Raw genomic sequence first — 23,134 nt, forward strand, 5'->3', positions numbered from 1 at the left:
GGCCTCTTGACCGGGACTTTTTTTACGCTCCGGCGCCTCTCGCAGAACCCATAGAAAAACGGCGCACCCCTCGCGGGGTGCGCCGTTTGCTTTTGTGCGCAGCGCAGACCGTGCCGCGCGCAGCTTACTTCTTCTTTTGCGGCGGCAAGTCCGTGCAGACGCCCTCGTACAGTTCGGCCGCCATGCCCACCGATTCGCCCAGCGTCGGGTGCGGGTGGATCGTCTTGCCGATGTCGGTCGCATCCGCGCCCATTTCCACGGCGAGGCAGACTTCGCTGATGAGGTCACCCGCATTCAGGCCGACGATGCCGCCGCCGATCACGCGATGCGTCTCTTCGTCGAAGATCAGCTTGGTGAAGCCCTCGTCGCGGCCGTTGGCGATCGCGCGGCCCGAAGCGGCCCACGGGAACACCGCCTTGCCGTACTTGATGCCTTCGGCCTTGCACTGCTCTTCGGTCTTGCCCGCCCACGCCACTTCCGGATCGGTGTAGGCCACCGACGGAATCTGCAGCGCGTCGAAGTACGCCTTCTCGCCGTGCGCCGCTTCTGCCGCCACGTGGCCTTCATGCACGGCCTTGTGCGCGAGCATCGGCTGGCCGACCACGTCGCCGATCGCGAAAATGTGCGGCACGTTGGTGCGCAGTTGCTTGTCCACTTCGATGAAGCCGCGATCGGTCACCGCGACGCCGGCCTTGTCCGCGCCGATCTTCTTGCCGTTGGGCGAACGGCCCACGGCGACCAGCACGAGGTCGTAGCGCTGCGGCCCGGCCGGCGCCTTCTCGCCTTCGAACGTGACGTAGATGCCGTCTTCCTTCGCTTCGGCCTTCGTCGTCTTCGTCTTGAGCATGACGTTCGCGAAGCGCTTCGCGTTGTACTTCTCCCAGACCTTCACGAGATCGCGATCCGCGCCGGCCATCAGGCCGTCGAGCATTTCCACCACGTCGATCTGCGCGCCGAGCGTCGAATAGACGGTCGCCATTTCGAGGCCGATGATGCCCCCGCCGATCACGAGCATCTTCTGCGGAATCTGGCGCAGTTCCAGCGCGCCGGTCGAATCGACCACGCGCGGATCTTCGGGCATGAACGGCAGCTTCACGGCTTGCGAGCCGGCCGCAATGATCGCCTGTTTGAACTTGACGACCTTCTTGCCGCCCTCGCCCGCCACTTCCATATGATGCGGATCGACGAAAGTGCCCACGCCGGTCACGACTTCGACCTTGCGCGCCTTCGCCATGCCGGCGAGACCGCCCGTCAGCTTCTTGACGACGCCCGACTTGAAGTCGCGCAGCTTGTCCAGATCGATCTGCGGCTTGCCGAACGAGATGCCGTGCGACTCGAGCGCAGCGGCTTCGTCGATCACGAGCGCCGTGTGCAGGAGCGCCTTCGACGGAATGCAGCCCACGTTCAGGCACACGCCGCCGAGCGTCGAGTAACGCTCGACCAGCACGGTCTTCATGCCGAGGTCGGCGGAACGGAACGCAGCCGAGTAGCCGCCGGGGCCTGCGCCGAGCACCAGCATGTCGCATTCGATATCGGCGCTGCCGCTAAAGCTGCCGGCTTGCGGTGCCGGCGCTTTAGAACCTTCGGCAGCTTTCGGCGCTGCCGGCGCTTCTGCTGCCTTCGGCGCTTCGGCCTTAGGAGCCGGAGCCGGCGCAGCCGCGCCCGCCGACACTTCGACCAATGCGACCACGGTGCCCTGCGAAGCCTTGTCGCCGGCCTTGATCTTCACTTCCTTCACGGTGCCGGCGACATCGCTCGGCACTTCCATCGTGGCCTTGTCCGACTCGAGCGAGAGCAGCGTCTGCTCTTTCTCGATGACGTCGCCCGCCTTGATGTTGACTTCGATGACGTCGATGTCCTTGAAGTCGCCGATATCCGGCACTTTCACTTCGACGAGACTCATGGTGTCCCCTTCAGAGACGACCGGCCACGGCCGCCGTCGCGCACTTCAAAGTGCGGCGCGGCGGCGCGAGCCGGCCGAAGCGGTTTTACAGGATCACGCGGCGGAAATCGCCGAGGATCTGGCCGAGATACGCGTTAAAGCGCGCGGCAGCCGCGCCGTCGATCACGCGGTGGTCGTACGAGAGCGACAGCGGCAGCGTGAGACGCGGCACGAACTGCTTGCCGTCCCACACCGGCTTCATCGCGCTCTTCGACAGGCCGAGGATCGCCACTTCCGGTGCGTTGATGATCGGCGTGAAGTGCGTGCCGCCGATGCCGCCGAGCGACGAGATCGAGAAGCAGCCGCCTTGCATCTGGTCCGGCTTGAGCTTGCCTTCGCGCGCGAGCTTCGAGAGCTCGGCCATTTCCTTCGCGATGTCGACGAGACCCTTCTTGTCCGCGTCGCGGATCACCGGGACGACGAGGCCGTTGGGCGTATCCGCAGCAAAACCGATGTGGTAGTACTGCTTGAAAACGAGATTGTCGCCGTCGAGGCTCGCGTTGAACGCCGGGAACTTCTTGAGCGCGGCAACCGCGGCCTTGATCACGAAGGCGAGCATCGTGAACTTCACGCCGGACTTCTCGTTTTCCTTGTTCAGCTGCACGCGCAGCGCTTCGAGGTCGGTGATGTCCGCTTCGTCGTTGTTCGTGACGTGCGGGATCATGACCCAGTTGCGATGCAGGTTCGCGCCGGAAATCTTCTTGATGCGCGAGAGCGGCTGCGTATCGATCGGGCCGAACTTCGTGAAGTCGACCTTCGGCCAGGGCAGCAGATTCAAACCCGCGCCGCCACCGGCTGCAGGTGCGGCAGCCGCGGCGGGCGCCGCCAGCGCGCCCGTCATCACGCCCTTCACGAAAGCGGTGATGTCGTCCTGCGTGATGCGACCCTTCGGACCCGTGCCCGTGACACGCGCCACGTCGACACCGAGGTCGCGCGCGAACTTGCGCACCGAGGGCGAAGCATGGCTCGGACGGCGCGCGCCGCCTTCGCCGGCCGGGATGATCGGCGCCTGCGCGAGCGCCGACGGTGCGGCAGGCGCGGGCTTCGCGGGCGCCGCGGGAGCGTCCGACGGCACTTCGACCGGCGCCTTCTGCGCGGGAGCGGCGGCCGGAGCCGCAGCGCCTTCGGCTTCGATCACGAAGATCTCGGTGCCTTCGGACACCGCATCGCCGACCTTGACCTTCACTTCCTTCACGACGCCGGCCACCGGGCTCGGCACGTCCATGGTCGCCTTGTCCGATTCGAGCGTGACGAGCGACTGCTCCTTCTCGACGCGGTCGCCCACCTTCACGGCGACTTCGATCACCGGTACGTCCTTGTAGTCGCCGATATCGGGGACCTTGACGCTTTGCACGCCGCCGCTCGCAGCGGGGGCGGCGGCCGGCGCAGCAGCCGGAGCCGGTGCGCTCGCAGCCGCCTTGTCGGCCGCGGGGGCGGCAGCAGGCGCTGCGGCCGGCGCAGCAGCGGCACTCGCACCCGCAGCGCCATCCAGCACGAGCACGAGCGAGCCTTCCGACACGTTGTCGCCCAACTTGACCTTCACTTCCTTCACCGTGCCCGACGCGGGGCTCGGCACGTCCATCGTCGCCTTGTCCGACTCCAGCGTGATGAGCGATTGCTCTTTCTCGACGGTATCGCCCGCCTTCACCAGCACCTCGATCACAGGGATGTCCTTGTAATCGCCGATGTCCGGCACCTTGACTTCGATCGTTTGACTCATTGTTGATGTCTCCAGGACCGCATAAGCCGCGCCTCCCCGCTTCGGGGAGGCGCGCCTGCGATGCACACGGGGGTGATGCGTTAGACGGTCATCGGGTTGGGTTTGGACGGATCGAGGTTGTACTTCGCAATGGCGTCGGCGACGACCTTGCGCTCGATCTTGCCTTCGTCAGCCAGCGCGTTGAGCGCGGCAACCGTCGTCCAGTAACGATCGACTTCGAAGAAGTGACGCAGCTTCTCACGCGTATCCGAACGGCCGAAACCGTCGGTGCCGAGCACCACGAACTTGCGCGGCACGAGGCCACGGATCTGGTCGACCAGCGCGCGCACGTAGTCGGTCGAGGCGATGACCGGGCCTTGCGTGTCCTTGAGCAGCTTCTCGACGTGCGATTCGCGGCGCGGCTCGCTCGGATGCAGCAGGTTCCAGCGCTCGACTTCGTGGCCTTCGCGCGCGAGTTCCGTGAAGCTCGGCACGCTCCAGAGGTCGGCTTCGACGCCCCAGTCGTTCTTCAGCAGGTCGGCGGCAGCGATCACTTCGTTGAAGATCGTGCCCGCGCCCAGCAGTTGCACGCGCGGTGCCTTGACGTTGTCCGCGCCCTTGCGGAACGCGTACATGCCCTTGATGATGTCGGCCGCCACATGCTCGCCCTGCGGAATCGCCGGGTGCTCGTAGTTCTCGTTCATCACGGTGATGTAATAGAACACGTCTTCCTGGTCCTGCACCATGCGGCGCAGGCCGTCCTGCATGATCACGGCGAGTTCGTAGCCGAAGGTCGGGTCGTAGCTCACGCAGTTCGGCACCGAAGCGGCCCACAGGAGCGAGTGGCCGTCTTCGTGCTGCAGGCCTTCGCCGTTCAGCGTCGTGCGGCCCGCCGTGCCGCCCAGCAGGAAGCCGCGCGAACGCATGTCGCCGGCAGCCCACACCAGGTCGCCGATGCGCTGAAGGCCGAACATCGAGTAGAAGATGTAGAACGGCACCATGATCTCGCCGTGCGTCGAATACGACGTCGCGGCCGCGATCCAGTCGCACATGCCGCCGGCTTCGTTGATGCCTTCCTGGAGAATCTGGCCCGTCTGCGATTCCTTGTAGAACATCAGCTGGTCGGAATCTTCCGGCACGTACTTCTGGCCTTCCTGGTTCCAGATGCCGATCTGGCGGAACAGGCCTTCCATGCCGAAGGTACGCGACTCGTCCGGCACGATCGGCACGACGCGCTTGCCGAGCGCCTTGTCCTTCAGGAGGATGTTCAGGATCCGCACGAACGCCATCGTCGTGGAGATCTCGCGGCCTTCGCCCGTGCCCTTGAGCAGCGGCTCGAACACGTCGAGCGCCGGCACCGGCAGCGACTCGGCCTTCTGGCGGCGCGCCGGCAGGTAACCGCCGAGGTCCATGCGCTTCTGGCGCATGTATTCGAGTTCCTTCGAGCCTTCCTCGAACGTGAGGTACGGCACGTCGACGATCTGCTCGTCCGTGATCGGCAGGCGGAACTGGTCGCGGAACTTCTTCAGCTGATCCACCTGCATCTTCTTTTGCTGGTGGGTGATGTTCATGGCCTGGCCGGCTTCGCCCATGCCGTAGCCCTTGATCGTCTTGGCGAGGATCAGGGTCGGCTGGCCCTTCGCGTGCTGGGCCTGGTGGAACGCCGCGTAGATCTTGTGCGGGTCGTGGCCGCCGCGGTTCAGGTTCCAGATGTCGTCGTCGGACCAGTCGGCGACGAGCGCCTTCAGCTCAGGCGTGTTGAAGAAGTGTTCGCGCACGTACGCGCCCGACTCCGACTTGTACGTCTGGTATTCGCCGTCGACGACTTCCATCATGCGGCGCATCAGCGCGCCCGACTTGTCGCGTGCGAACAATGCGTCCCAGCGGCTGCCCCAGATGACCTTGACGACATTCCAGCCGGCGCCGCGGAACTCGCTTTCGAGTTCCTGGATGATCTTGCCGTTGCCGCGCACCGGGCCGTCCAGGCGCTGCAGGTTGCAGTTGATGACGAACACGAGGTTGTCGAGATGCTCGCGGCCGGCCATGCCGATTGCGCCGAGCGATTCCGGCTCGTCCGTCTCGCCGTCGCCGAGGAAGGCCCAGACCTTGCGGCCTTCGGTCTTGGCGATGCCGCGCGCCTGCAGGTACTTCATGAAGCGTGCCTGGTAGATCGCCATGATCGGGCCGAGGCCCATCGAGACGGTCGGGAACTGCCAGAAGTCCGGCATCAGCCACGGGTGCGGGTACGACGAAATGCCGCCGCCGTCCACTTCCTGGCGGAAATTGTCGAGCTGCTGCTCGGAGAGGCGGCCCAGCAGGAACGCGCGCGAGTAGACGCCCGGCGACGAGTGGCCCTGCACGAACACGAGGTCGCCGCCATGCTCGGCGGTGGGAGCGTGCCAGAAGTGGTTGTAACCGACGTCGTAGAGCGTGGCCGCGGAAGCGAACGAGGCGATGTGACCGCCCACGTTGGTGTGCTTGCCCGCGCGCAGCACCATGGCCATGGCGTTCCAGCGCGTGTACGAGCGGATGCGGTGTTCGATGTCCTGGTCGCCCGGGTTCTGCACCTGGTTGGCGACGGGGATGGTGTTGATGTACGGCGTGTTCGCCGAGAACGGCAGGTGCTCGCCATGTACACGAGCGAATTCGATCTGCTTTTCGATCAGGTAGTGCGCACGGTCGGGTCCGACCGTCGAGATGACGCCGTCCAACGCTTCAAGCCATTCGGCGGTTTCCTGCGGATCTTCGTCCTTGTCGGCGGCTACGTACTTCAGGACTTCGTCGGGTACTGCGGACATGCTCGTCTCCTGATTGGGGAACGCTGTTGAACGGACCATGCGGGCGACTGTTCGGGACGAGCCGGGGCCGACCGCAGCAGCTTTCGGGCGATTGTAATGACCCCCCCGGACCTCGCGCAACAAAATTTTCGAATTGCGAGATCGAATTTTATAATGTGGAAAATTGCTGCACCGCACGCTGAATCGTTCGCGCCCCTGCGTCGATAACGGCCAGTTTGCGCCCGTTTATCGGCGATTTACCGTTTTTTTCGCGTCATTTCCGTGTCTTACGCTGAGCTACAATCCTTGCCATGTTGACCGAACGGCTTTTCGCTCGCTCGGCGCGGCCGCCCGGTACGCCCGGCGACACGTCGCCGTCCCGCTGGCACCACGGACCCTGGTGGTCCAATTCCTATTTGCTGACGCCGCTCCTGTCGATCCTCGTCTTTCTGATCGTCATGAGCCTGATCTTGTGGAGCCTGAACCGCCGCGAGCAGCAGCAGCAGGAAGACACGCTCTACCGCAATGTGGCCTGGGCCCAGCAGCAGATCCGTCTCTCGATGACAGGCGCGCAGGAGCAGCTGCAGGCGCTCGCGCGCGATCTGGCCGCCGGCCACGCCGACCCGCAGTCGTTCCAGACGTCCACCACGGACATCATGCAGGGCCATCCCGAGATCCTCTATCTGAACTGGTACACGAGTGCGCAAGAGCCGCGCTGGCCCAATACGGCGATGCCGGTGTTCGGCCAGCGCCTCGCCAAACCCAACGACGAGCAGATGGACGAGGCCGTGAAGGCGGCCTTCACCGAAGCGCGCGAGACGCGCCGCCAGGTGTATTCGCCGCTTATTTACGACGACCTCGGCAACGGCTACATCACGCTGCAAACCCCTGTATACCGCGACCGCGATTTTCTCGGCTCGATTGCGGCCGTGTTCTCGGTCGAAGGGATCCTGAAGCACGACATCCCGCCCGAGCTGTCGGCCAAGTACAAGATCTCGATTCTCGACGTCAACAACCGCGAGCTCGCCACCACCTCGACGCGACCGCGCCTGCCGCGCGACGTCTATTACGACCTGCCGCTCGACCCGCCGGGCCAGGGCGTGTCGGTGCGCGTGTACTCGTACCCGCAGATGACCAACTTCACGAACAACACGCTCGTGTGGCTGGTCGCGGGGCTCTCGTGCTTCGTGCTGTGGAGCCTCTGGAGCCTGTGGAAGCACACGCGCCAGCGCTTCGAGGCGCAGCAGGCGCTCTATGCGGAAGCGTTCTTCCGCCGCGCAATGGAAAATTCGGTGCTGATCGGCATGCGCGTGCTCGACATGCACGGCCGCATCACCCACGTGAATCCGGCGTTCTGCCGCATGACGGGCTGGGACGAAGCGGATCTCGTCGGCAAGAACGCGCCGTTCCCCTACTGGCCGCGCGATGCCTACCCGGAAATGCAGCGCCAGCTCGACATGACGCTGCGCGGCAAGGCGCCCTCCTCGGGGTTCGAATTGCGCGTGCGGCGCAAGGACGGCTCGCAGTTCCATGCGCGGCTCTATGTCTCGCCGCTCATCGACAGCTCGGGCCGTCAAACGGGCTGGATGTCGTCGATGACCGACATCACCGAGCCGAAGCGCGCGCGCGAGGAACTCGCCGCGGCGCACGAACGCTTCACCACGGTGCTGGAAAGCCTCGACGCCGCCGTCTCCGTGCTCGCCGCCGACGAAGCCGAACTGCTGTTCGCGAACCGCTACTACCGCCACCTCTTCGGCATCCGCCCGGACGGCCATCTGGAGCTCGCGGGCGGCGGCGGATTCGACTCGGCGAACGCCTCCTCCGATTCGATCGACATGGTCGACGCGTTCGCCGGCCTGCCCGCCACCGCGCTCACCGAGAGCACGGCCGACGCGCAGGAGGTGTACGTGGAGAGCATCCAGAAGTGGTTCGAGGTGCGGCGCCAGTACATCCAGTGGGTGGACGGCCATCTCGCGCAGATGCAGATCGCCACCGACATCACCACGCGCAAGCAGGCCCAGGAACTCGCCCGCCAGCAGGACGAAAAGCTGCAGTTCACGAGCCGCCTGATGACGATGGGCGAAATGGCTTCCTCGCTCGCGCACGAGCTGAACCAGCCGCTCGCCGCGATCAACAACTATGCCTCGGGCACCGTGGCGCTCGTGAAGTCGGGGCGCGCCGCGCCCGACAACCTGCTGCCGGTGCTGGAGAAAACCGCCCAGCAGGCCGTGCGGGCGGGCATGATCATCAAGCGCATCCGCGAATTCGTGAAGCGCTCCGAACCCAAGCGCCAGGCCACGCGGGTGGCCGACATCGTCGCCGATGCCGTGGGTCTGGCCGAAATCGAGGCGCGCAAGCGCCGCATCCGCATCGTGACCGACATGCGCTCGCGCATGCCCGTGATCTACGTCGATCCGGTGCTGATCGAGCAGGTGCTCGTCAACCTCCTGAAGAACGCTGCCGAAGCCATGGCCGAAGCACGCCCGAACTTGCCCGATGCGGCCGCAGACCCCGTGATCCGCGTGCTCGTGAAGCGCGAAGGCGGCAACGTGTGCATCAGCGTCGTCGACCAGGGCCCGGGCGTGGACGAAGCCACGGCCGAACGCCTCTTCGAACCGTTCTACAGCACCAAGTCCGACGGTATGGGCATGGGGCTGAATATTTGCCGCTCGATTATCGAATCGCACCGAGGGCGCCTCTGGGTGGTCAACAACGTCGAAGCAGACGGCCACATCAGCGGCGCGACGTTCCATTGCAGTCTGCCGATAGGCGAAGCGGATACGCCGTCTCGCGACGGCTCCGACGAGCCGACTCCAACAACCGTTACGGGAGAGCCATGAACAGCCCAGTCACTACCCAGGAAACCGTCTTTGTCGTCGACGACGATGAGGCCGTACGAGACTCCCTGCGCTGGCTGCTTGAAGCCAATGGCTACCGCGTGCAGTGCTTCCTGAGCGCAGAGGAATTCCTCGAGGCGTACCAGCCCGCCCAGCAAGCCGGGCAGATCGCCTGCCTGATCCTGGACGTGCGCATGTCGGGCATGAGCGGGCTCGAATTGCAGGAGCGCCTGATCGCCGATAACGCCTCGCTGCCGATCATCTTCGTGACGGGCCACGGCGACGTGCCGATGGCCGTTTCGACCATGAAGAAGGGCGCGATGGACTTCATCGAAAAACCCTTCGACGAAGCCGAACTGCGCAAGCTCGTCGAGCGCATGCTCGAAAAGGCCCGCAGCGAAAGCACCAACGTGCAGCAGCAGCGCGCCGCGGCCGAGCGCCTCGGCAAGCTCACGGCGCGCGAGCACCAGGTGCTCGAGCGCATCATCGCGGGCCGCCTGAACAAGCAGATCGCCGACGATCTGGGCATCAGCATCAAGACCGTCGAAGCGCACCGCGCGAACATCATGGAGAAGCTGAACGTCAACACGGTCGCCGACCTGTTGCGCCTCGCGCTCTCCAACAAGCCGCAGCAGCCGCAACAATAAGCGGCACCACCCTGCCTCCCGCCTCCCGCGCGCCGGCCGCTCCTCGTGGCCGAACCTGCGCGGGGGCGGTGTTCCCTTCCGTACCCGCCTGCCCACCGCATCCGAAGCGCCACGCCGCGACGGTATAATGTCGGCCTTCGCAAGAGCCCGGCGGCCACGCGCCGCCTGCGCCTGAAAACCGCCCGGCAACCTCGGGCGCCCTTGCCCCGCATCGCCCACTCTGAAGCCCGACCGACCATGACAGCCACCCTCATCGACGGCAACGCCCTCTCCAAGCAACTGCGCGCCGACGTCGCCACACGCGCCGCCGCCCTCACCGCCCGCGGCCATCAGCCTGGCCTCGCCGTTGTGCTGGTCGGCGACAATCCGGCGAGCGAAGTCTACGTGCGCAACAAGGTGAAGGCGTGCGAGGACAACGGCCTTCATTCGTCCTACGACCGCTATCCGGCCACGCTTTCCGAAGCGGACCTGCTCAAGCGCATCGACGAACTGAACCGCGACCCGAAAATCCACGGCATTCTCGTGCAATTGCCGCTGCCGAAGCACATCGACAGCCACAAGGTGATCGAGGCGATCGCGCCCGAGAAGGACGTCGACGGCTTTCACATCGCCAACGCCGGCGCGCTCATGACCGGCCAGCCGCTCTTTCGCCCCTGCACGCCCTATGGCGTGATGAAGATGTTCGAGGCCCACAAGATCGCGCTCACGGGTGCGAATGCGGTGGTGATCGGCCGCTCGAACATCGTCGGCAAGCCCATGGCGATGCTGCTGCTCGAAGCGGGCGCCACGGTCACGATCTGCCACAGCAAAACGCGCGACCTCGCCGCGCATACGCGCGAAGCCGACATCGTCGTGGCGGCGGTGGGCAAGCGCAACATCCTCACGGCCGACATGGTCAAGCCCGGTGCGACGGTAATCGACGTGGGCATGAACCGCGACGACAACGGCAAGCTGTGCGGCGACGTCGATTTCGCGGGCGTCAAGGAAGTGGCCGGCTACATCACGCCGGTGCCGGGCGGCGTGGGCCCGATGACCATCACGATGCTGCTCGTGAACACGATCGAAGCCGCCGAGCGGGCCGCAGCCAACGCAGCCTGAGGCAAGCCGGGCAGGATCAGCCATGCCAGAGCGGCCCCTTTGCGGGCCGCTTTTGCTTTGCGCGCGCCACCGTTTCGCCGGCGAGCGCCGACATCTGTTAATTTGCTGGCATCGGCCGGTTGTGAAGCGAGCACCGCGCCCCAATACTCGATGTGTCGGGGGCCGCCGCGCCCCCGGACCCCATTCAACGCGAACCGCGACAGACAGGAACAGGAAGCACCATGGCTACTACTCCCTCCGATAATCCGCTGCTCGACTTCACCGGCCTGCCGCGCTTCGGCGAGATCCGCCCCGAACACGTGACGCCCGCGCTCGACGTGCTGCTCGCCAACGCGAAGGCCGCCGTGGACCGCGCCGCCGAACCGATGACGCCCGCCCAGTGGAACGACGTGGTCGAACCGGTCGAGCGCGCGAGCGAGCCGCTTTCGCGCGCCTGGGGCGTGGTCGGCCACCTGAACGCCGTGGCCGACACGCCGGAGCTGCGCGCCGTCTATGGCGAGAACCTGCCGCGCGTGACCGAGTTCTGGGCGAGCGTCGGCCAGAACCTCGCGCTCTACGAGAAGTACAAGGCCATCACCACGCACAACTCGTTCGAGCTGCTTTCGGGCGAACGCAGGAAGATCCTCAATAACGCGCTGCGCGACTTCCGCCTCTCGGGTGCCGAGTTGCCCGAAGACCAGAAGCCGCGCTTCGCCGAACTGCAGGAGCGCCAGGCGGCGCTCGCGAAAGCGTTCTCGGACCACGTGCTCGACGCCACCAACGGCTACGCGTACTACGCGGCGAACGAAGCGGAACTCGCGGGCCTGCCCGAAGACGTGATCGCCGCGGCGCGCGAAGCCGCCGAGCGCGAGAACAAGGAAGGCTGGAAATTCACGCTGCACTTCCCTTCGTACTTCCCGGTGCTCCAGTACTCGGAAAACCGCGCAATGCGCGAAACGATGTATCGCGCGTACGTGACGCGCGCGTCGGAACTGGGCCCCGTGTACGGCGGCGGCAAGGCCGAATGGGACAACACCGAAATCATCGCGGAACAGCTGAAGCTGCGCCACGAAGAAGCGACGATGCTCGGCTACAACAACTTCGCCGAAGTCTCGCTCACGCCGAAGATGGCCGAGTCGCCGCAGCAGGTGATGAGCTTCCTCGAAGACCTCGCCACGCGTGCGCGCCCGCACGCGGAAAAGGACTGGGACGCGCTGCGCGAATTCGCCGCGAACGAACTGGGCCTCGCGCAGATCGAGCCGTGGGACATGGCCTTCGCTTCCGAACGCCTGCGCCAGCAGCGCTACGCGTTCTCCGAGAACGAGGTGAAGCAGTACTTCCCCGAAGACTTCGTGCTGCCGGGCCTCTTCAAGGTGACCGAGACGCTCTTCGGCGTGCGCATCCGCAAGGACAGCGCGCCTGTGTGGAACCCGGACGTGCGTTTCTTCCGCGTGGAAAACACGGACGGCACGCTCGTCGCGCAGTTCTATCTCGATCTCTACGCGCGCGAAGGCAAGCGCGGCGGCGCGTGGATGGACGACGCGCGCTCGCGCCGCAAGCTCGAAGGCAACGGCGTGCAAACGCCGGTGGCCTACCTCACGTGCAACTTCTCGGCACCCGTGGGCGGCAAGCCCGCGTGCTTCACGCACGACGAAGTGATCACGCTCTTCCATGAGTTCGGCCACGGCCTGCATCACATGCTCACGCGCGTGGACGAGCTCGCGGTGTCGGGCATCAACGGCGTGGAATGGGACGCGGTCGAACTGCCCTCGCAGTTCATGGAGAACTTCTGCTGGGAGTGGGACGTGCTGCGCGAGATGACCTCGCACGTCGATACCGCCAAGCCGCTGCCGCGCGAACTGTTCGACAAGATGCTCGCCGCGAAGAACTTCCAGAGCGGCCTCGGCACGCTGCGCCAGATCGTGTTCTCGATGTTCGACATGGCGCTGCACGTCGACTTCGACGCGTCGGCAGGCAAGAGCGTCAACGACCTCGCACGCGAGATCAACGAGCGTTATCACGTGATTCCGCAAACCTCGTTCTCGCGCTGGCCGGACACGTTCAGCCACATCTTCGCGGGCGGCTATGCGGCGGGCTACTACAGCTACAAGTGGGCCGAGGTGCTTTCCGCAGACGCCTATGCGGCGTTCGAAGAAGCGGCGCAGGCGGCGAAGTCGAGCGTGCTCGATGCGGCCACGGGCACGCGCTATCGCAAGGAGATTCTGGAGGTGGGCGGCAGCCGCCCGGCGATGGAATCGTTCAAGGCGTTCCGCGGACGCGAACCGAGCATCGATGCGCTGCTGCGTCACAACGGCATGGAGCAGCCACCGGCCCAGCATTGAGTCAAGGCGCGTACGTCGTTACGCGCCTGGCAGAAAAAACGCGCATGGGACCGGCTCCCTTGCGCGTTTTTTTATTGCCTTCTGCCCTAACGGTGCAGCTTGAAATCGACGCTCTGCGGCCGGCCTTCGAGCGCGAGCGCCGCGCGTTGCGCCGGCTGCCGGCTCACCACCCGGCCCCGGCTGACCACCGCAAGCCGCGCTGCGCGCAAACGGATCGCCTCGATGGGGTCGCGCGCGTCGAGCACCACGCAGTTCGCCGCGCACCCGGGCGTGAGGCCGTAGCCTTCGAGCCCCAGGATCCTTGCCGGATTCACCGTTACGGCGTCGAAGCACGCGCGCGAGGCCGCCACGCCCGTCATCTGCGCAACGTGCAGCCCCATGTGCGCGACTTCGAGCATGTCGCCCGAACCGAAGCTGTACCACGGATCCATCACGCAGTCGTGGCCGAACGCAACGTCGATGCCCGCCGCCATCAGTTCCGGCACGCGTGTCATGCCGCGCCGCTTTGGATAGGTATCCGAACGACCTTGCAGCGTGATGTTGATGAGCGGATTCGCGATCGCCGCCACGCCCGCCTCGCGCATGAGCGGCAGCAGCTTGCTCACGTAGTAGTTGTCCATCGAATGCATGGACGTGAGATGCGAGCCCGCCACGCGACCATGCAGACCTAAACGGTGCGTTTGCGCCGCCAGCGTTTCGATGTGGCGCGAGAGCGGATCGTCGGACTCGTCGCAATGCATGTCCACGCGCAGGCCCTGTTGCGCCGCGAACTCGCAGAGGAGACGCACGGACTCGGCGCCGTCGGCCATCGTGCGCTCGAAGTGCGGGATGCCGCCCACCACATCGACACCCAGCGCAATCGCGCGCTTCAGGTTCTCGAACGCGCCGGGGCTGCGCAACAGCCCGTCCTGCGGAAACGCCACCAGTTGCAGATCGAGATACGGCGCCACGCGGCGCTTCACTTCGAGCAGCGCTTCGACCGCCAGCAGGCGCTCGTCGCAAACATCGACGTGACTGCGGATCGCCAGCAACCCGCGCGCGACGGCCCAGTCGCAATACTGCAACGCGCGCTCGACGAGCGCTTCCTGGGTGAGATACGGTTTGAGCTCGCCCCACAACGCGATGCCTTCGAGCAAGGTGCCCGAGGCGTTGACGCGCGGCAGACCGTACGAAAGCGTGGCATCCATGTGGAAATGCGCATCGACGAACGGTGCGCTCACAAGCGCACCCGCAGCGTCGATCTCTTCACGCGCCTGCGCGGCGAGGTGCGGTTCGACGGCCGCAATGCGGCCCGCATCGATGCCGATATCGACGGTGGCATGGTCGGCGGGATGCCCTTGCGCGAGCACGGCGCGGCGGATGATCAGGTCCATGAACGGCTCCTCCTCGTTGCGCCGATTCTATCGGCGCCAGAAAAGGCGCGCCAGCGCGATGCCGCACCGGGGCGACGCGGGCTTCTCAGGCACGAAACTCGCCGTCTTCGTCTTCGGGGTCCTCGTCGAAGAGCGCGAACTGGCCGCGCAGCGCGGGGTTCTCCTCTTCGAGTCGTACGCCCACGCCCAGAAGTCGCACGCCCAGCTTGCGCCGCGCAAGCCCCTTCTCGAGCAGCGCGAGAAACGTGGGCAGATCGGTTGCGTCGCGCACGCACTCCACCGTCGTGCGCTGGAAGTCGGCGAAGCGGATCTTCACATAGAGCTTGCGCACCGCGTGCGCACAGCCGGCCCGCTCAATGCGCGCGTCGAGTTGCATGGCGAGCGGCTTGAGCTCCTCGCTGCAGGTTTCGAGTGTCATCAGATCGTTCACGTAGGTCGTCTCGACGCTCACCGACTTGCGCTCCTGGTCCGCGCACACGGGCCGCTCGTCGATGCCGCGCGCGCGCTCGTAAAGCCGCTTGCCGAATACGCCGAAGTGACGATGCAGATCGATCAGCGACCACGTGCGCAGCTGTGCACAGGTGGCGAGACCCAGCTTCTCGAGCTTGCCGGCCGTCACCTTGCCGACGCCGTGAATCTTGCGCACCGGCAATGCGGCGACAAAAGCGTCGACCTCGTGCGGACGCACGACAAAGAGGCCGTCGGGCTTGTTCCAGTCGGACGCGATCTTCGCGATGAACTTGTTCGGCCCGACGCCCGCGGACACCGTCACGCCCACGGTCTGCCGTACCCGCTCGCGAATTTCCTCCGCGATCAGCGTGGCGCTGCCCTTGCAGCGCGTGGCGTGGGTGACGTCAAGATAGGCTTCGTCGAGCGAGAGCGGCTCGACGTCGGACGTGTAGTCGCGGTAGATCGCCATGATCTGGCGCGACGCGATGCGGTACTTCTCCATCGCCGAGGGCAAGATCAGCAGATCGGGACACTTGCGCATGGCGAGCGCCGACGACATGGCCGAATGCACGCCGAAACGCCGCGCCTCGTAGTTGCAGGTGGCGACGACGCCGCGCTGGTCGGGCCGCCCGCCGACGGCAAGCGGACGCCCGCGCAACGAAGGATCGTCGCGCATTTCAACCGACGCATAAAAACAGTCGCAATCGCAATGGATGATCTTGCGGGCGGAGCTGCTCGCGGCGGGCTGCGGCGGGGCGAAAGTGGGCGCGTTCAAGGTATCGATACTGTACAAAAACACAGTGCCATTTTCAAGAGAACTGTCAGTGATCGGTCCCCTGACCGTACCGCTATTGCGGGACTACACCGTATCTGTACGCGGGCGCACGGCGGCCTATACTCGTGCGCTCAACCTGGCTACTGATCCAGCGAAAAGAGCGAAAACCATGAAGACGATAGGCGTGATAGGCGGCATGAGCTGGGAGTCGTCCGCGGAGTACTACCGGCTGCTGAACCGCTACGCCAAAGCGCGCTTAGGCGGACATCACAATGCGCGCAGCCTCATGGTGACCGTGGACTTCGCGGGCATCGAGGCGATGCAGCGGGCGGGCGACTGGGATGGACTGGGCGTGCAGATGGCCGAAGCTGCCGCGCAGCTCGAACGCGGTGGCGCGCAGATGGTTCTGCTGGCGACGAACACGATGCATCGCGTTTGCGCTTCGATCGAGGCGGCGATCGCGGTGCCCTTTCTGCATATCGCCGATCCCACGGGTGCGGCGCTCAAGGCCGCGGGCGTAACACGCGCCGGGTTGCTTGGCACGCGCTATACGATGGAGCAGGATTTTTATGTGGGGCGACTGCGCGAGCGGCACGGTATCGAAGCTATCGTGCCCGATGAAAGCGGACGCGAGGACGTGCATCGCATCATTTACGACGAGCTGTGCCACGGCGTCGTCAAGGACGAATCGCGGTGTGTCTATCAACGCGTGATCGAAGACCTCAAGGTGCGCGGTGCGCAAGCGGTCATTCTGGGGTGCACGGAGATTACTCTGTTGATCGGCGCCGGCGATTCGGCTTTGCCGGTATTCGATACTACCGCGCTACATGCACAGGCGGCGGTGGATTGGGCGGTTGAAGACTAAGCAGACACACAAGTCGTTCACGCGCAGAATTGCGAAAATATCCGGGATGGTTGTGCGCCGGGAATCGACACACGCCCCTTCACTCTTATTGAACTGAGCCGCCACTGCATACAACTCCAGAACAGCGCAGGGATAGCGGCCATGCCGCCGAACAACACAGGGATGACCGCGAAGAAGAGCACACCAGACATCACGCAGTCGATTCCATGGCTGTGGATTAACGGTACTTATCCAGAAACAAGACGGCATATTCGTCCCAAGCCGCTTCAAACGCAGCCATCGCACCAAGGCCGGCATTGCGTAGCACAAGATAATCGAGCCAGTTTGCCTTCCACGGTCCGCCGGGGGCTCGCTCATCTGCGCTCACATCGCGCGCCAAACGACCCACGGTATCGTTGCGTTCAGTTTGAGTTTTGATCCACTCCTGGAATGATTTGATCATTACTTTGCTCCATTAAAAGTATCCAGCACGTAGTAGATTCACACCACGAGACTCCAATAAAATAAGGAATCCGATATATATATTCATCGATATGAATATGGTATCGATCAGTAGTTGCCGCCCCTAACCTTCCCTTCGTTCACTCGATCTCGACTCGTAAATCAGGATAGGGGCGTATAGCCGTCAGGCACATCGGATTAATCCGATCTTGACTGCGGCAGCCCGCCACACGCCCCGACGACAACGAACAGGATCGCGATGGAAACTTTGAACTGAATTCTTTGGAGGTGTCGGATGCGCGACGGTTGAAAGACCTTGAGAGCGAAAACTCGCAGATGAAGAAGAAGCTGCTGGCCGAAACCGTGCTGGACCGCGAAATCGAGGAAGTGGAGAGATTACTGCGTGCCGGCTACACCCAAGGCAAAATGGACGCCAGAAAGCAAAAAAGGCCTACACGTCGATACCGTGTAAGCCTTGATTTGCCTGGTTGCGGGGGTAGGATTTGAACCTACGACCTTCGGGTTATGAGCCCGACGAGCTGCCAGACTGCTCCACCCCGCGTCCGTCAGAGAAAAGAATTATAGGGCCTTGCAGCCGTTACGTCAAACACTTTTCTCAATGGCACCACGAAATCCGGGATCGAGCACGAACGAAGCACGGCAGCATCGATCGCCAACGCCCCCGAGTTAATCCGGAGTCCCAACCAAATCCATCTCCTACACTCCCAGCAGCGGCCTCACATCCTCAGCCCATTCCAGCCATATCTCCTGCGACTGTATCCCCGCCTTGAGAATCGCATACTGCACCTGCTGGGCGCGCGCGAGCGACGGCGCACCGAAGTCCCGCGCCTCGATCTGCCGATAGGTTTCAAGCCGCACCCGGTTCTCGTCGATCAGCCGCAGCAATTCTTCGCCCAGCCCAAGCGGTCCAATCACCGCATCGGCGCGCAGCTTGAGCAGGAACACATTGCGGTCGTCGGGCCCGAGCGGGGTCTCGCGCACCCAGCGGCTCACCTCCTCGCGCCCCACCGGCAGCACGCAATACACCTTCCTGCGCGACGCGGCCGCCGCCTCGTCCTCGATCACCGCGACCCACCCTGCCTCGACCATGCGGCCGAGTTCCCGGTAGATCTGCTGATGCGTGGCCTGCCAGAAGTAGCCGATCGCACGATCGAAGCGCCGCGCGAGGTCGTAGCCGCTCGAAGGCTTCTCCAGCAAGGCAATCAGGATGGCGTGGGGCGTGGACATGCGGCGATTCTAAACCACCGCCCTCACCATGCCGACCCTTAATCCTCCCGAGCGAGGACACTATGCAACCAGTTGCATAGTGTCCTCGGCTTTGCTATGTTTAGTCCTGTCGAACCGCCCGGCGCCTTGCGCGCCCCGGATTCGGTGCCAATTCGGTGCCATATGGATGCAACGAAGATCACGACGGCGGCCGCCCTCAAACCGCGGCCGCCGTCCCCTTCCAGGAGATTTGGATGTCCCTGCCCGCCGTGCTGCGCCGCGGCCTCTCGATTCCCGTCGTAGGCTCGCCGCTCTTCATCATTTCGAACCCCGATCTCGTCATCGCGCAGTGCAAGGCGGGCGTGGTCGGTTCCTTCCCCGCGCTCAACGCCCGGCCCGAGCACGTGCTCGGCGAATGGCTGGACCGCATCACCACCGAACTGGCCGAACACAACGCGAAGCATCCCGACAATCCGGCCGCTCCGTTCGCCGTGAACCAGATCGTGCACAAGTCGAACGACCGCCTCGAGCACGATCTCGGCGTCTGCGCGCAATACAAGGTGCCGATCGTGATCACGTCGCTCGGTGCGCGCGAGGAAGTGAACCGGGCCGTGCATGGCTGGGGCGGCATCGTGCTGCACGACATCATCAACAACACGTTCGCGAAGAAGGCGATCGAGAAAGGTGCCGACGGCCTCATCGCAGTCGCCGCCGGTGCGGGCGGTCATGCCGGCACGCTCTCGCCGTTCGCGCTGATCCATGAGATCCGCGAGTGGTTCGACGGCCCCTTGCTGCTTTCGGGCGCAATCGGCAACGGCAATGCGATTCTGGCCGCACAGGCCGCGGGCGCCGATCTCGCCTATGTCGGCTCGGCGTTCATCGCGACGAACGAGGCCAACGCGGTCGATGCGTACAAGCAGATGATCGTCGAGGGCAACGCTGGCGACATCGTGTATTCGAATCTCTTCACCGGCGTGCACGGCAACTATCTGCGTCAGAGCATCGTGGCAAGCGGCCTCGATCCGGATGCGCTGCCCGTGTCCGATCCTTCGAAGATGAACTTCGGATCGTCGCACGCGAAGGCGTGGAAAGACATCTGGGGCTCGGGCCAGGGGATCGGCGCGGTGAAGAGTATCCTGCCGGCGGCCGAATTGATCGCGCGCCTGAAGCGCGAATACGAAGCCGCCCGCGCGCGGCTCGGCGTCACCGCCGCGACGGCGGAAACGGCCGAAGCCTAAGCCGCGCGCCACCGCACGAAGCCGATGCCTCTCACGGGGGCATCGGCTTTTTACTTGCCGCTAGCGCGCCTTCATGCGCGCGATCTCCTCTTCGACGTCGCGCAACTGGTCCTTGCCGAAGAACATCTCGTCGCCGACGAAGAACGTCGGCGAGCCAAACGCGCCGCGTTCGAACGCGGCATGGGTGTTCGTCAGCAGTGCGCCCTTCACCTCCGGGTCGCCGATAGCGGCCTCGAATGCCGCACCGTCGAAGCCGTCGGCTTCGAGCGTTGCGCGCAGCACCGCCGGGTCGTCCATCTTGAGGCCGTCTTCCCACATGTGCGCAAACATGCGATCGACGTAACGCTCGAAGGTCCCGTTGCGTTGCGCCGCGATCGCACCGCGCATGAGTTGCAGCGTGTTCACGGGAAAGTGGGGATTGTGGCGATAAGTGCTCAGTCCGTGCCGCGCGATGAAGCGGCGCATCTCCAGCATCATGTACTTCTGTTTGTTCTCGATGCCCGCGAACGCTTCCGCCGGCGAGCGGTTGCCGCTCAGCTTGAAGAGGCCGCCCAGCAAAACCGGCACATACTCGAAGCGCACATCCTGCCGCGCCTCGATTTGCCCGATCACTTTGTGACTCAGGTAAGCATTAGGACTGCCAAAATCGAACAGAAACTGCACTTTCGTGTCGCTCATCGTGCCTCCGCCATGAATCGTGTTCTGCCATATCGGCCAATATACCGGCGCAGCGTTCACGCGACAATCGAGGCCGACCCGGCGCGTTGCCGCCTCGAACGTTATCTCCCGTCTGCCAGCTGAAGCGGTACATAATGACGCGTCGCGCGCGCCCGGAAACCCCGGCGCGCATCCCTGCATCCCGTTTTACCGCTCTCAGCCGATCGAGCCGCTTATGAAAATCGCCACCTGATAACGTAATTGTTGTCCGATGGGGTCCGGTAGCATCCGTAGAAATGGCTGAAGGCCTCGTGTTTACAGGGGTTTTCTTCCGTAGCGATCCGAAGATGATTCAGGTGATCCGGAAGAAAAATGTATATCCTTCCGTATATCCATAGTCCGATATACGGCCATGCATGCTCACTCAACCAAGCTGTCGGACGCCACCTGCCGGAACGCAAAACCGCACGAGCGCAACTACACGCTGACAGACGGTGGTGGACTTCATCTGCTCGTCAAACCCAACGGCACACGTCTGTGGCAATACCGCGCCACGGTGCTGGGCAAGCCCGTTTTGGTGTCGCTTGGACAGTATCCGGATGTTGGGCTGTCCGACGCGCGACGCAAGCATCAAGATAGCCGCAAGCTGGTGGCGCTCGGCATACATCCGACCGAGGATCGAAGGCGCCAAGAAGCCGAACGAAAAATCGCTGAGTTAAAACGCCAGATCGGCTCGTTCCGGGCTGTGTGCGAAGCTTGGCGTGCACGTACTGACGGGGCGTTGCGCCCGGCATCCATCAATCAACGCGAGCGAGAGATAGCCAGACATCTGATGCCGAAACTGGGCGACCGTCTGATGGCAGACGTCACGCGGTTCGATTTGGCGGAATTGCTAAAAGACGTGTCTTCCCGCACACCCGAAGTCGCTCACAACCTACGCAACTATTTGAGTGCGATATGGGAGCACGCTGCCGACCACGGGATTGTTGCCGCCAACATCGTCCCGTTGAAATTGATCGGCCGAGGACCCAAGGTCAGCCACGCAGCATTAAAGCTTGAGCGCCTGGGTGACTTCCTGCGCGCACTAGAGGCCGATTCCGCCGAGTTGCAGGGAAAAATCGCAATTCGGCTTATCATTTTGAATGCCGCACGCAAAAGCGAAGTACTCGGCGGTCGGTGGGCGGAAATCGATTTTGATGCAGCAGAGTGGCGCATTCCACCTCAACGCATGAAGGGTGGAAAGGAACATGTCGTGCCGCTGTCGCGGCAGTCCGTTGCGCTTCTACGCGAGCTACGCTCCATATCTGGCAGGGACATCATGTTTCCGAACAAACGCGATCCTCTACGCCCAATGGCAGGCCGAAGCGTCAACAACGTGATGGACCGCATGGGATTCGCGGAAGAAGCAAAACCGCATGGCTTTCGGGCGATGTTCAGTACCTATTGGCACGAAGCTCTTGAGCCAAACGACGTCATCGAACTATGTTTGGCGCACAGCATCGGTTCTACGGTAAGTCGCACGTACAATCGCGCGCAGTTGTTAGATGAGCGTCGAGAGTTGCTGCAACGTTGGGCGGATCTAATAGACAACTTAGCGCGAGCGCCCTCGTAAGTCCATGATGGACTGGGATTTGCAAACCGCAGTGCCTTAACCACCAGCGTGAATGCGGGTTACAGCTGACCTGACTGCATATGCGGCATCAGATTTGATGCTCACAATGTGTTGCAGGACAGATGGCCGATCAAGCGATGCCCATCCTTAATAAGCACTGGCTGCTTATGGCGCGCCGCGTACCGGAGTGCCTTTCGCAGGGATCTCAGGTTGGATACTGTCGCGAGATTAATTTCGGCCGGCGGCAATGCGCGACGAAAATCGCGCAGCGTGCCGATTTGCAGCAGGTTCAGGCAGCGCAGATGCATGTCGCTGACCATGTACTTAGCCGCCACGGCCGGAGACAACCAGCCCAAGAGTTCAGTAACACGGTCGTATAGCGTACGTAACCGGTCCAGCGCATCCGCGGGCGTCACGGGTGCCGGCGCGTGGATCGCCACCGGCGAGCCGTGGCGGGAACGACTCTCAACCATCAGTGGCCCCAATTTCCAGATGGGCTCGTGGTGAGCGATGCGATTTCGCAGCTCATTACACAAATCGAGCCTAGCAAAGAGGGCATCTCGGTGTTTCAGTTTGGCCCAGTAGCTTGCCTGTCGCTGCCGATGTCCGGGAAGAACGTCCACGAGGATGGGACCCCACGCCACGGATTGTTGGTGAATATCGACCGTGAGGTCAAGAAGGCGCGGCCAGAACCCGAATGTCAGACCAGACACCACATCATCGGGAGAGGGGGCAGGCACGCGCGGCAGCAACTGATATCCCCGCTTGTAGTGCGTGATGTCCATGATCTTAGCCTTCGACAGGCTACTCAGGGCAACGTGAGCGTACCAGTCCTTGGAGCCTTGGCCGCCCACTGCACCATAGCGCTGGCTCATGGCATGATGGAACTGATTCCGAAGCACCACCTCCACCAGAGAGATCGTGCGAAAGAGTACAGCGCTCAGCTCGTCGTTCCAGTGGTAGAGTCCCAGCACCTCGCCGTCATCAGTTGCACCGAAAAAGCTTCGGTAGTTGCTCAGTCGCGCATGCGAAAGCGCTTGGATGTGTGCCAAATTCCCCGCAGGATTGCCCGTGATCAGTTTCAGCATACGTGTTATACTTTTCTTGTAAGCGCTTGGGTAACATGGTTCAGTAGCTCCCTCTTCGGACGGACGCTGGATCCCAAGACGCAAAAG

The 23,134-nt window shown here is 63.6% G+C and carries 17 protein-coding genes and 1 tRNA gene; 8 read left to right on the forward strand and 10 right to left on the reverse strand.

Features of this window, described 5'->3' with window-relative positions:
* Positions 1 to 124 precede the first annotated feature (124 nt).
* The 3 genes from lpdA to aceE all read right to left on the reverse strand — a co-directional run bounded on the left by lpdA (position 125) and on the right by aceE (position 6,439).
* Positions 125 to 1,903 (reverse strand): dihydrolipoyl dehydrogenase, encoded by a 1,779-nt coding sequence (gene lpdA / locus U5760_RS20210; RefSeq protein WP_322014052.1) that lies wholly within the window; start codon positions 1,901 to 1,903, stop codon positions 125 to 127.
* An 85-nt stretch (positions 1,904 to 1,988) separates the two neighbouring features.
* Positions 1,989 to 3,662, reverse strand: coding sequence for a dihydrolipoyllysine-residue acetyltransferase (gene aceF / locus U5760_RS20215; protein ID WP_322014053.1), 1,674 nt, complete (start codon positions 3,660 to 3,662; stop codon positions 1,989 to 1,991).
* Positions 3,663 to 3,742: 80 nt separating this feature from the next.
* Complete coding sequence (gene aceE / locus U5760_RS20220) at positions 3,743 to 6,439, reverse strand: pyruvate dehydrogenase (acetyl-transferring), homodimeric type (protein ID WP_322014054.1); 2,697 nt, start codon at positions 6,437 to 6,439, stop codon at positions 3,743 to 3,745.
* A 290-nt stretch (positions 6,440 to 6,729) separates the two neighbouring features.
* Between aceE and fixL the strand changes: the two genes are divergently transcribed.
* From fixL to U5760_RS20240, 4 genes are all read left to right on the forward strand, one after another.
* The gene (fixL, locus tag U5760_RS20225) at positions 6,730 to 9,258 is read left to right on the forward strand and encodes an oxygen sensor histidine kinase FixL (RefSeq protein WP_322014056.1); all 2,529 of its coding nucleotides are present in this window, start codon (positions 6,730 to 6,732) and stop codon (positions 9,256 to 9,258) included.
* Positions 9,255 to 9,902, forward strand: coding sequence for an oxygen response regulator transcription factor FixJ (gene fixJ / locus U5760_RS20230; protein ID WP_028224405.1), 648 nt, complete (start codon positions 9,255 to 9,257; stop codon positions 9,900 to 9,902). Before fixL ends, fixJ begins: the two co-directional genes overlap by 4 nt.
* Before the next feature lie 237 nt (positions 9,903 to 10,139).
* Positions 10,140 to 11,000 carry a bifunctional methylenetetrahydrofolate dehydrogenase/methenyltetrahydrofolate cyclohydrolase FolD gene (folD, locus tag U5760_RS20235; protein ID WP_322014057.1) on the forward strand — a complete coding sequence of 287 codons (861 nt, stop codon included), beginning with the start codon at positions 10,140 to 10,142 and terminating at the stop codon, positions 10,998 to 11,000.
* 221 nt (positions 11,001 to 11,221) lie between these two features.
* Positions 11,222 to 13,321, forward strand: coding sequence for a M3 family metallopeptidase (locus U5760_RS20240; RefSeq protein ID WP_322014058.1), 2,100 nt, complete (start codon positions 11,222 to 11,224; stop codon positions 13,319 to 13,321).
* A gap of 86 nt (positions 13,322 to 13,407) precedes the next feature.
* Here U5760_RS20240 and U5760_RS20245 read toward each other — a convergent pair whose 3' ends face one another.
* Positions 13,408 to 14,694 (reverse strand): amidohydrolase family protein, encoded by a 1,287-nt coding sequence (locus tag U5760_RS20245; protein WP_322014059.1) that lies wholly within the window; start codon positions 14,692 to 14,694, stop codon positions 13,408 to 13,410.
* 85 nt (positions 14,695 to 14,779) lie between these two features.
* A complete protein-coding gene (gene dinB, locus U5760_RS20250) occupies positions 14,780 to 15,943 on the reverse strand; it encodes a DNA polymerase IV (protein ID WP_415914137.1) in 1,164 nt (387 codons plus the stop codon).
* Between the two features lie 145 nt (positions 15,944 to 16,088).
* On the opposite strand from dinB, the gene U5760_RS20255 reads away from it, so the two are divergent.
* Entirely contained in the window at positions 16,089 to 16,784 is a 696-nt protein-coding gene (locus U5760_RS20255; RefSeq protein WP_322014129.1) for an aspartate/glutamate racemase family protein, read from the forward strand.
* A 217-nt stretch (positions 16,785 to 17,001) separates the two neighbouring features.
* Here the strand turns inward: U5760_RS20255 and U5760_RS20260 are convergent, their stop codons facing one another.
* The gene (locus U5760_RS20260; RefSeq protein WP_322014060.1) at positions 17,002 to 17,226 is read right to left on the reverse strand and encodes a YozE family protein; all 225 of its coding nucleotides are present in this window, start codon (positions 17,224 to 17,226) and stop codon (positions 17,002 to 17,004) included.
* Between the two features lie 335 nt (positions 17,227 to 17,561).
* On the opposite strand from U5760_RS20260, the gene U5760_RS20265 reads away from it, so the two are divergent.
* Positions 17,562 to 17,732 carry a hypothetical protein gene (locus U5760_RS20265; RefSeq protein WP_322014131.1) on the forward strand — a complete coding sequence of 57 codons (171 nt, stop codon included), beginning with the start codon at positions 17,562 to 17,564 and terminating at the stop codon, positions 17,730 to 17,732.
* Here the strand turns inward: U5760_RS20265 and U5760_RS20270 are convergent.
* Both U5760_RS20270 and U5760_RS20275 read right to left on the reverse strand, forming a co-directional pair.
* Positions 17,711 to 17,787 (reverse strand) — tRNA-Met (locus U5760_RS20270). The genes U5760_RS20265 and U5760_RS20270 overlap by 22 nt on opposite strands.
* Positions 17,788 to 17,942: 155 nt before the next feature.
* On the reverse strand, positions 17,943 to 18,473 hold the full coding sequence (locus U5760_RS20275) for a PadR family transcriptional regulator (protein WP_322014062.1): 531 nt from the start codon (positions 18,471 to 18,473) through the stop codon (positions 17,943 to 17,945).
* Positions 18,474 to 18,706: 233 nt separating this feature from the next.
* On the opposite strand from U5760_RS20275, the gene U5760_RS20280 reads away from it, so the two are divergent.
* On the forward strand, positions 18,707 to 19,690 hold the full coding sequence (locus U5760_RS20280; RefSeq protein ID WP_322014063.1) for a nitronate monooxygenase family protein: 984 nt from the start codon (positions 18,707 to 18,709) through the stop codon (positions 19,688 to 19,690).
* 60 nt (positions 19,691 to 19,750) lie between these two features.
* Here the strand turns inward: U5760_RS20280 and U5760_RS20285 are convergent, their stop codons facing one another.
* Positions 19,751 to 20,368, reverse strand: coding sequence for a 2-hydroxychromene-2-carboxylate isomerase (locus U5760_RS20285; RefSeq protein WP_322014065.1), 618 nt, complete (start codon positions 20,366 to 20,368; stop codon positions 19,751 to 19,753).
* Between the two features lie 391 nt (positions 20,369 to 20,759).
* On the opposite strand from U5760_RS20285, the gene U5760_RS20290 reads away from it, so the two are divergent.
* On the forward strand, positions 20,760 to 21,959 hold the full coding sequence (locus U5760_RS20290; RefSeq protein WP_322014066.1) for a tyrosine-type recombinase/integrase: 1,200 nt from the start codon (positions 20,760 to 20,762) through the stop codon (positions 21,957 to 21,959).
* 101 nt (positions 21,960 to 22,060) lie between these two features.
* Here the strand turns inward: U5760_RS20290 and U5760_RS20295 are convergent, their stop codons facing one another.
* Positions 22,061 to 23,047, reverse strand: coding sequence for an Abi family protein (locus tag U5760_RS20295; protein ID WP_322014067.1), 987 nt, complete (start codon positions 23,045 to 23,047; stop codon positions 22,061 to 22,063).
* Positions 23,048 to 23,134 lie beyond the last annotated feature (87 nt).

The organism is Paraburkholderia sp. J12, assembly GCF_905220215.1.
Lineage (GTDB): Bacteria > Pseudomonadota > Gammaproteobacteria > Burkholderiales > Burkholderiaceae > Paraburkholderia.

Bases quoted from the DNA above. Each gene is read 5' to 3' on its own strand.
- lpdA (WP_322014052.1), bottom strand. From the start codon at position 1,903: ATGAGTCTCGTCGAAGTGAAAGTGCCGGATATCGGCGACTTCAAGGAC.
- aceF (WP_322014053.1), bottom strand. From the start codon at position 3,662: ATGAGTCAAACGATCGAAGTCAAGGTGCCGGACATCGGCGATTACAAG.
- aceE (WP_322014054.1), bottom strand. From the start codon at position 6,439: ATGTCCGCAGTACCCGACGAAGTCCTGAAGTACGTAGCCGCCGACAAG.
- fixL (WP_322014056.1), top strand. From the start codon at position 6,730: ATGTTGACCGAACGGCTTTTCGCTCGCTCGGCGCGGCCGCCCGGTACG.
- fixJ (WP_028224405.1), top strand. From the start codon at position 9,255: ATGAACAGCCCAGTCACTACCCAGGAAACCGTCTTTGTCGTCGACGAC.
- folD (WP_322014057.1), top strand. From the start codon at position 10,140: ATGACAGCCACCCTCATCGACGGCAACGCCCTCTCCAAGCAACTGCGC.
- U5760_RS20240 (WP_322014058.1), top strand. From the start codon at position 11,222: ATGGCTACTACTCCCTCCGATAATCCGCTGCTCGACTTCACCGGCCTG.
- U5760_RS20245 (WP_322014059.1), bottom strand. From the start codon at position 14,694: ATGGACCTGATCATCCGCCGCGCCGTGCTCGCGCAAGGGCATCCCGCC.
- U5760_RS20255 (WP_322014129.1), top strand. From the start codon at position 16,089: ATGAAGACGATAGGCGTGATAGGCGGCATGAGCTGGGAGTCGTCCGCG.
- U5760_RS20260 (WP_322014060.1), bottom strand. From the start codon at position 17,226: ATGATCAAATCATTCCAGGAGTGGATCAAAACTCAAACTGAACGCAAC.
- U5760_RS20265 (WP_322014131.1), top strand. From the start codon at position 17,562: ATGAAGAAGAAGCTGCTGGCCGAAACCGTGCTGGACCGCGAAATCGAG.
- U5760_RS20275 (WP_322014062.1), bottom strand. From the start codon at position 18,473: ATGTCCACGCCCCACGCCATCCTGATTGCCTTGCTGGAGAAGCCTTCG.
- U5760_RS20280 (WP_322014063.1), top strand. From the start codon at position 18,707: ATGTCCCTGCCCGCCGTGCTGCGCCGCGGCCTCTCGATTCCCGTCGTA.
- U5760_RS20285 (WP_322014065.1), bottom strand. From the start codon at position 20,368: ATGAGCGACACGAAAGTGCAGTTTCTGTTCGATTTTGGCAGTCCTAAT.
- U5760_RS20290 (WP_322014066.1), top strand. From the start codon at position 20,760: ATGCATGCTCACTCAACCAAGCTGTCGGACGCCACCTGCCGGAACGCA.
- U5760_RS20295 (WP_322014067.1), bottom strand. From the start codon at position 23,047: ATGCTGAAACTGATCACGGGCAATCCTGCGGGGAATTTGGCACACATC.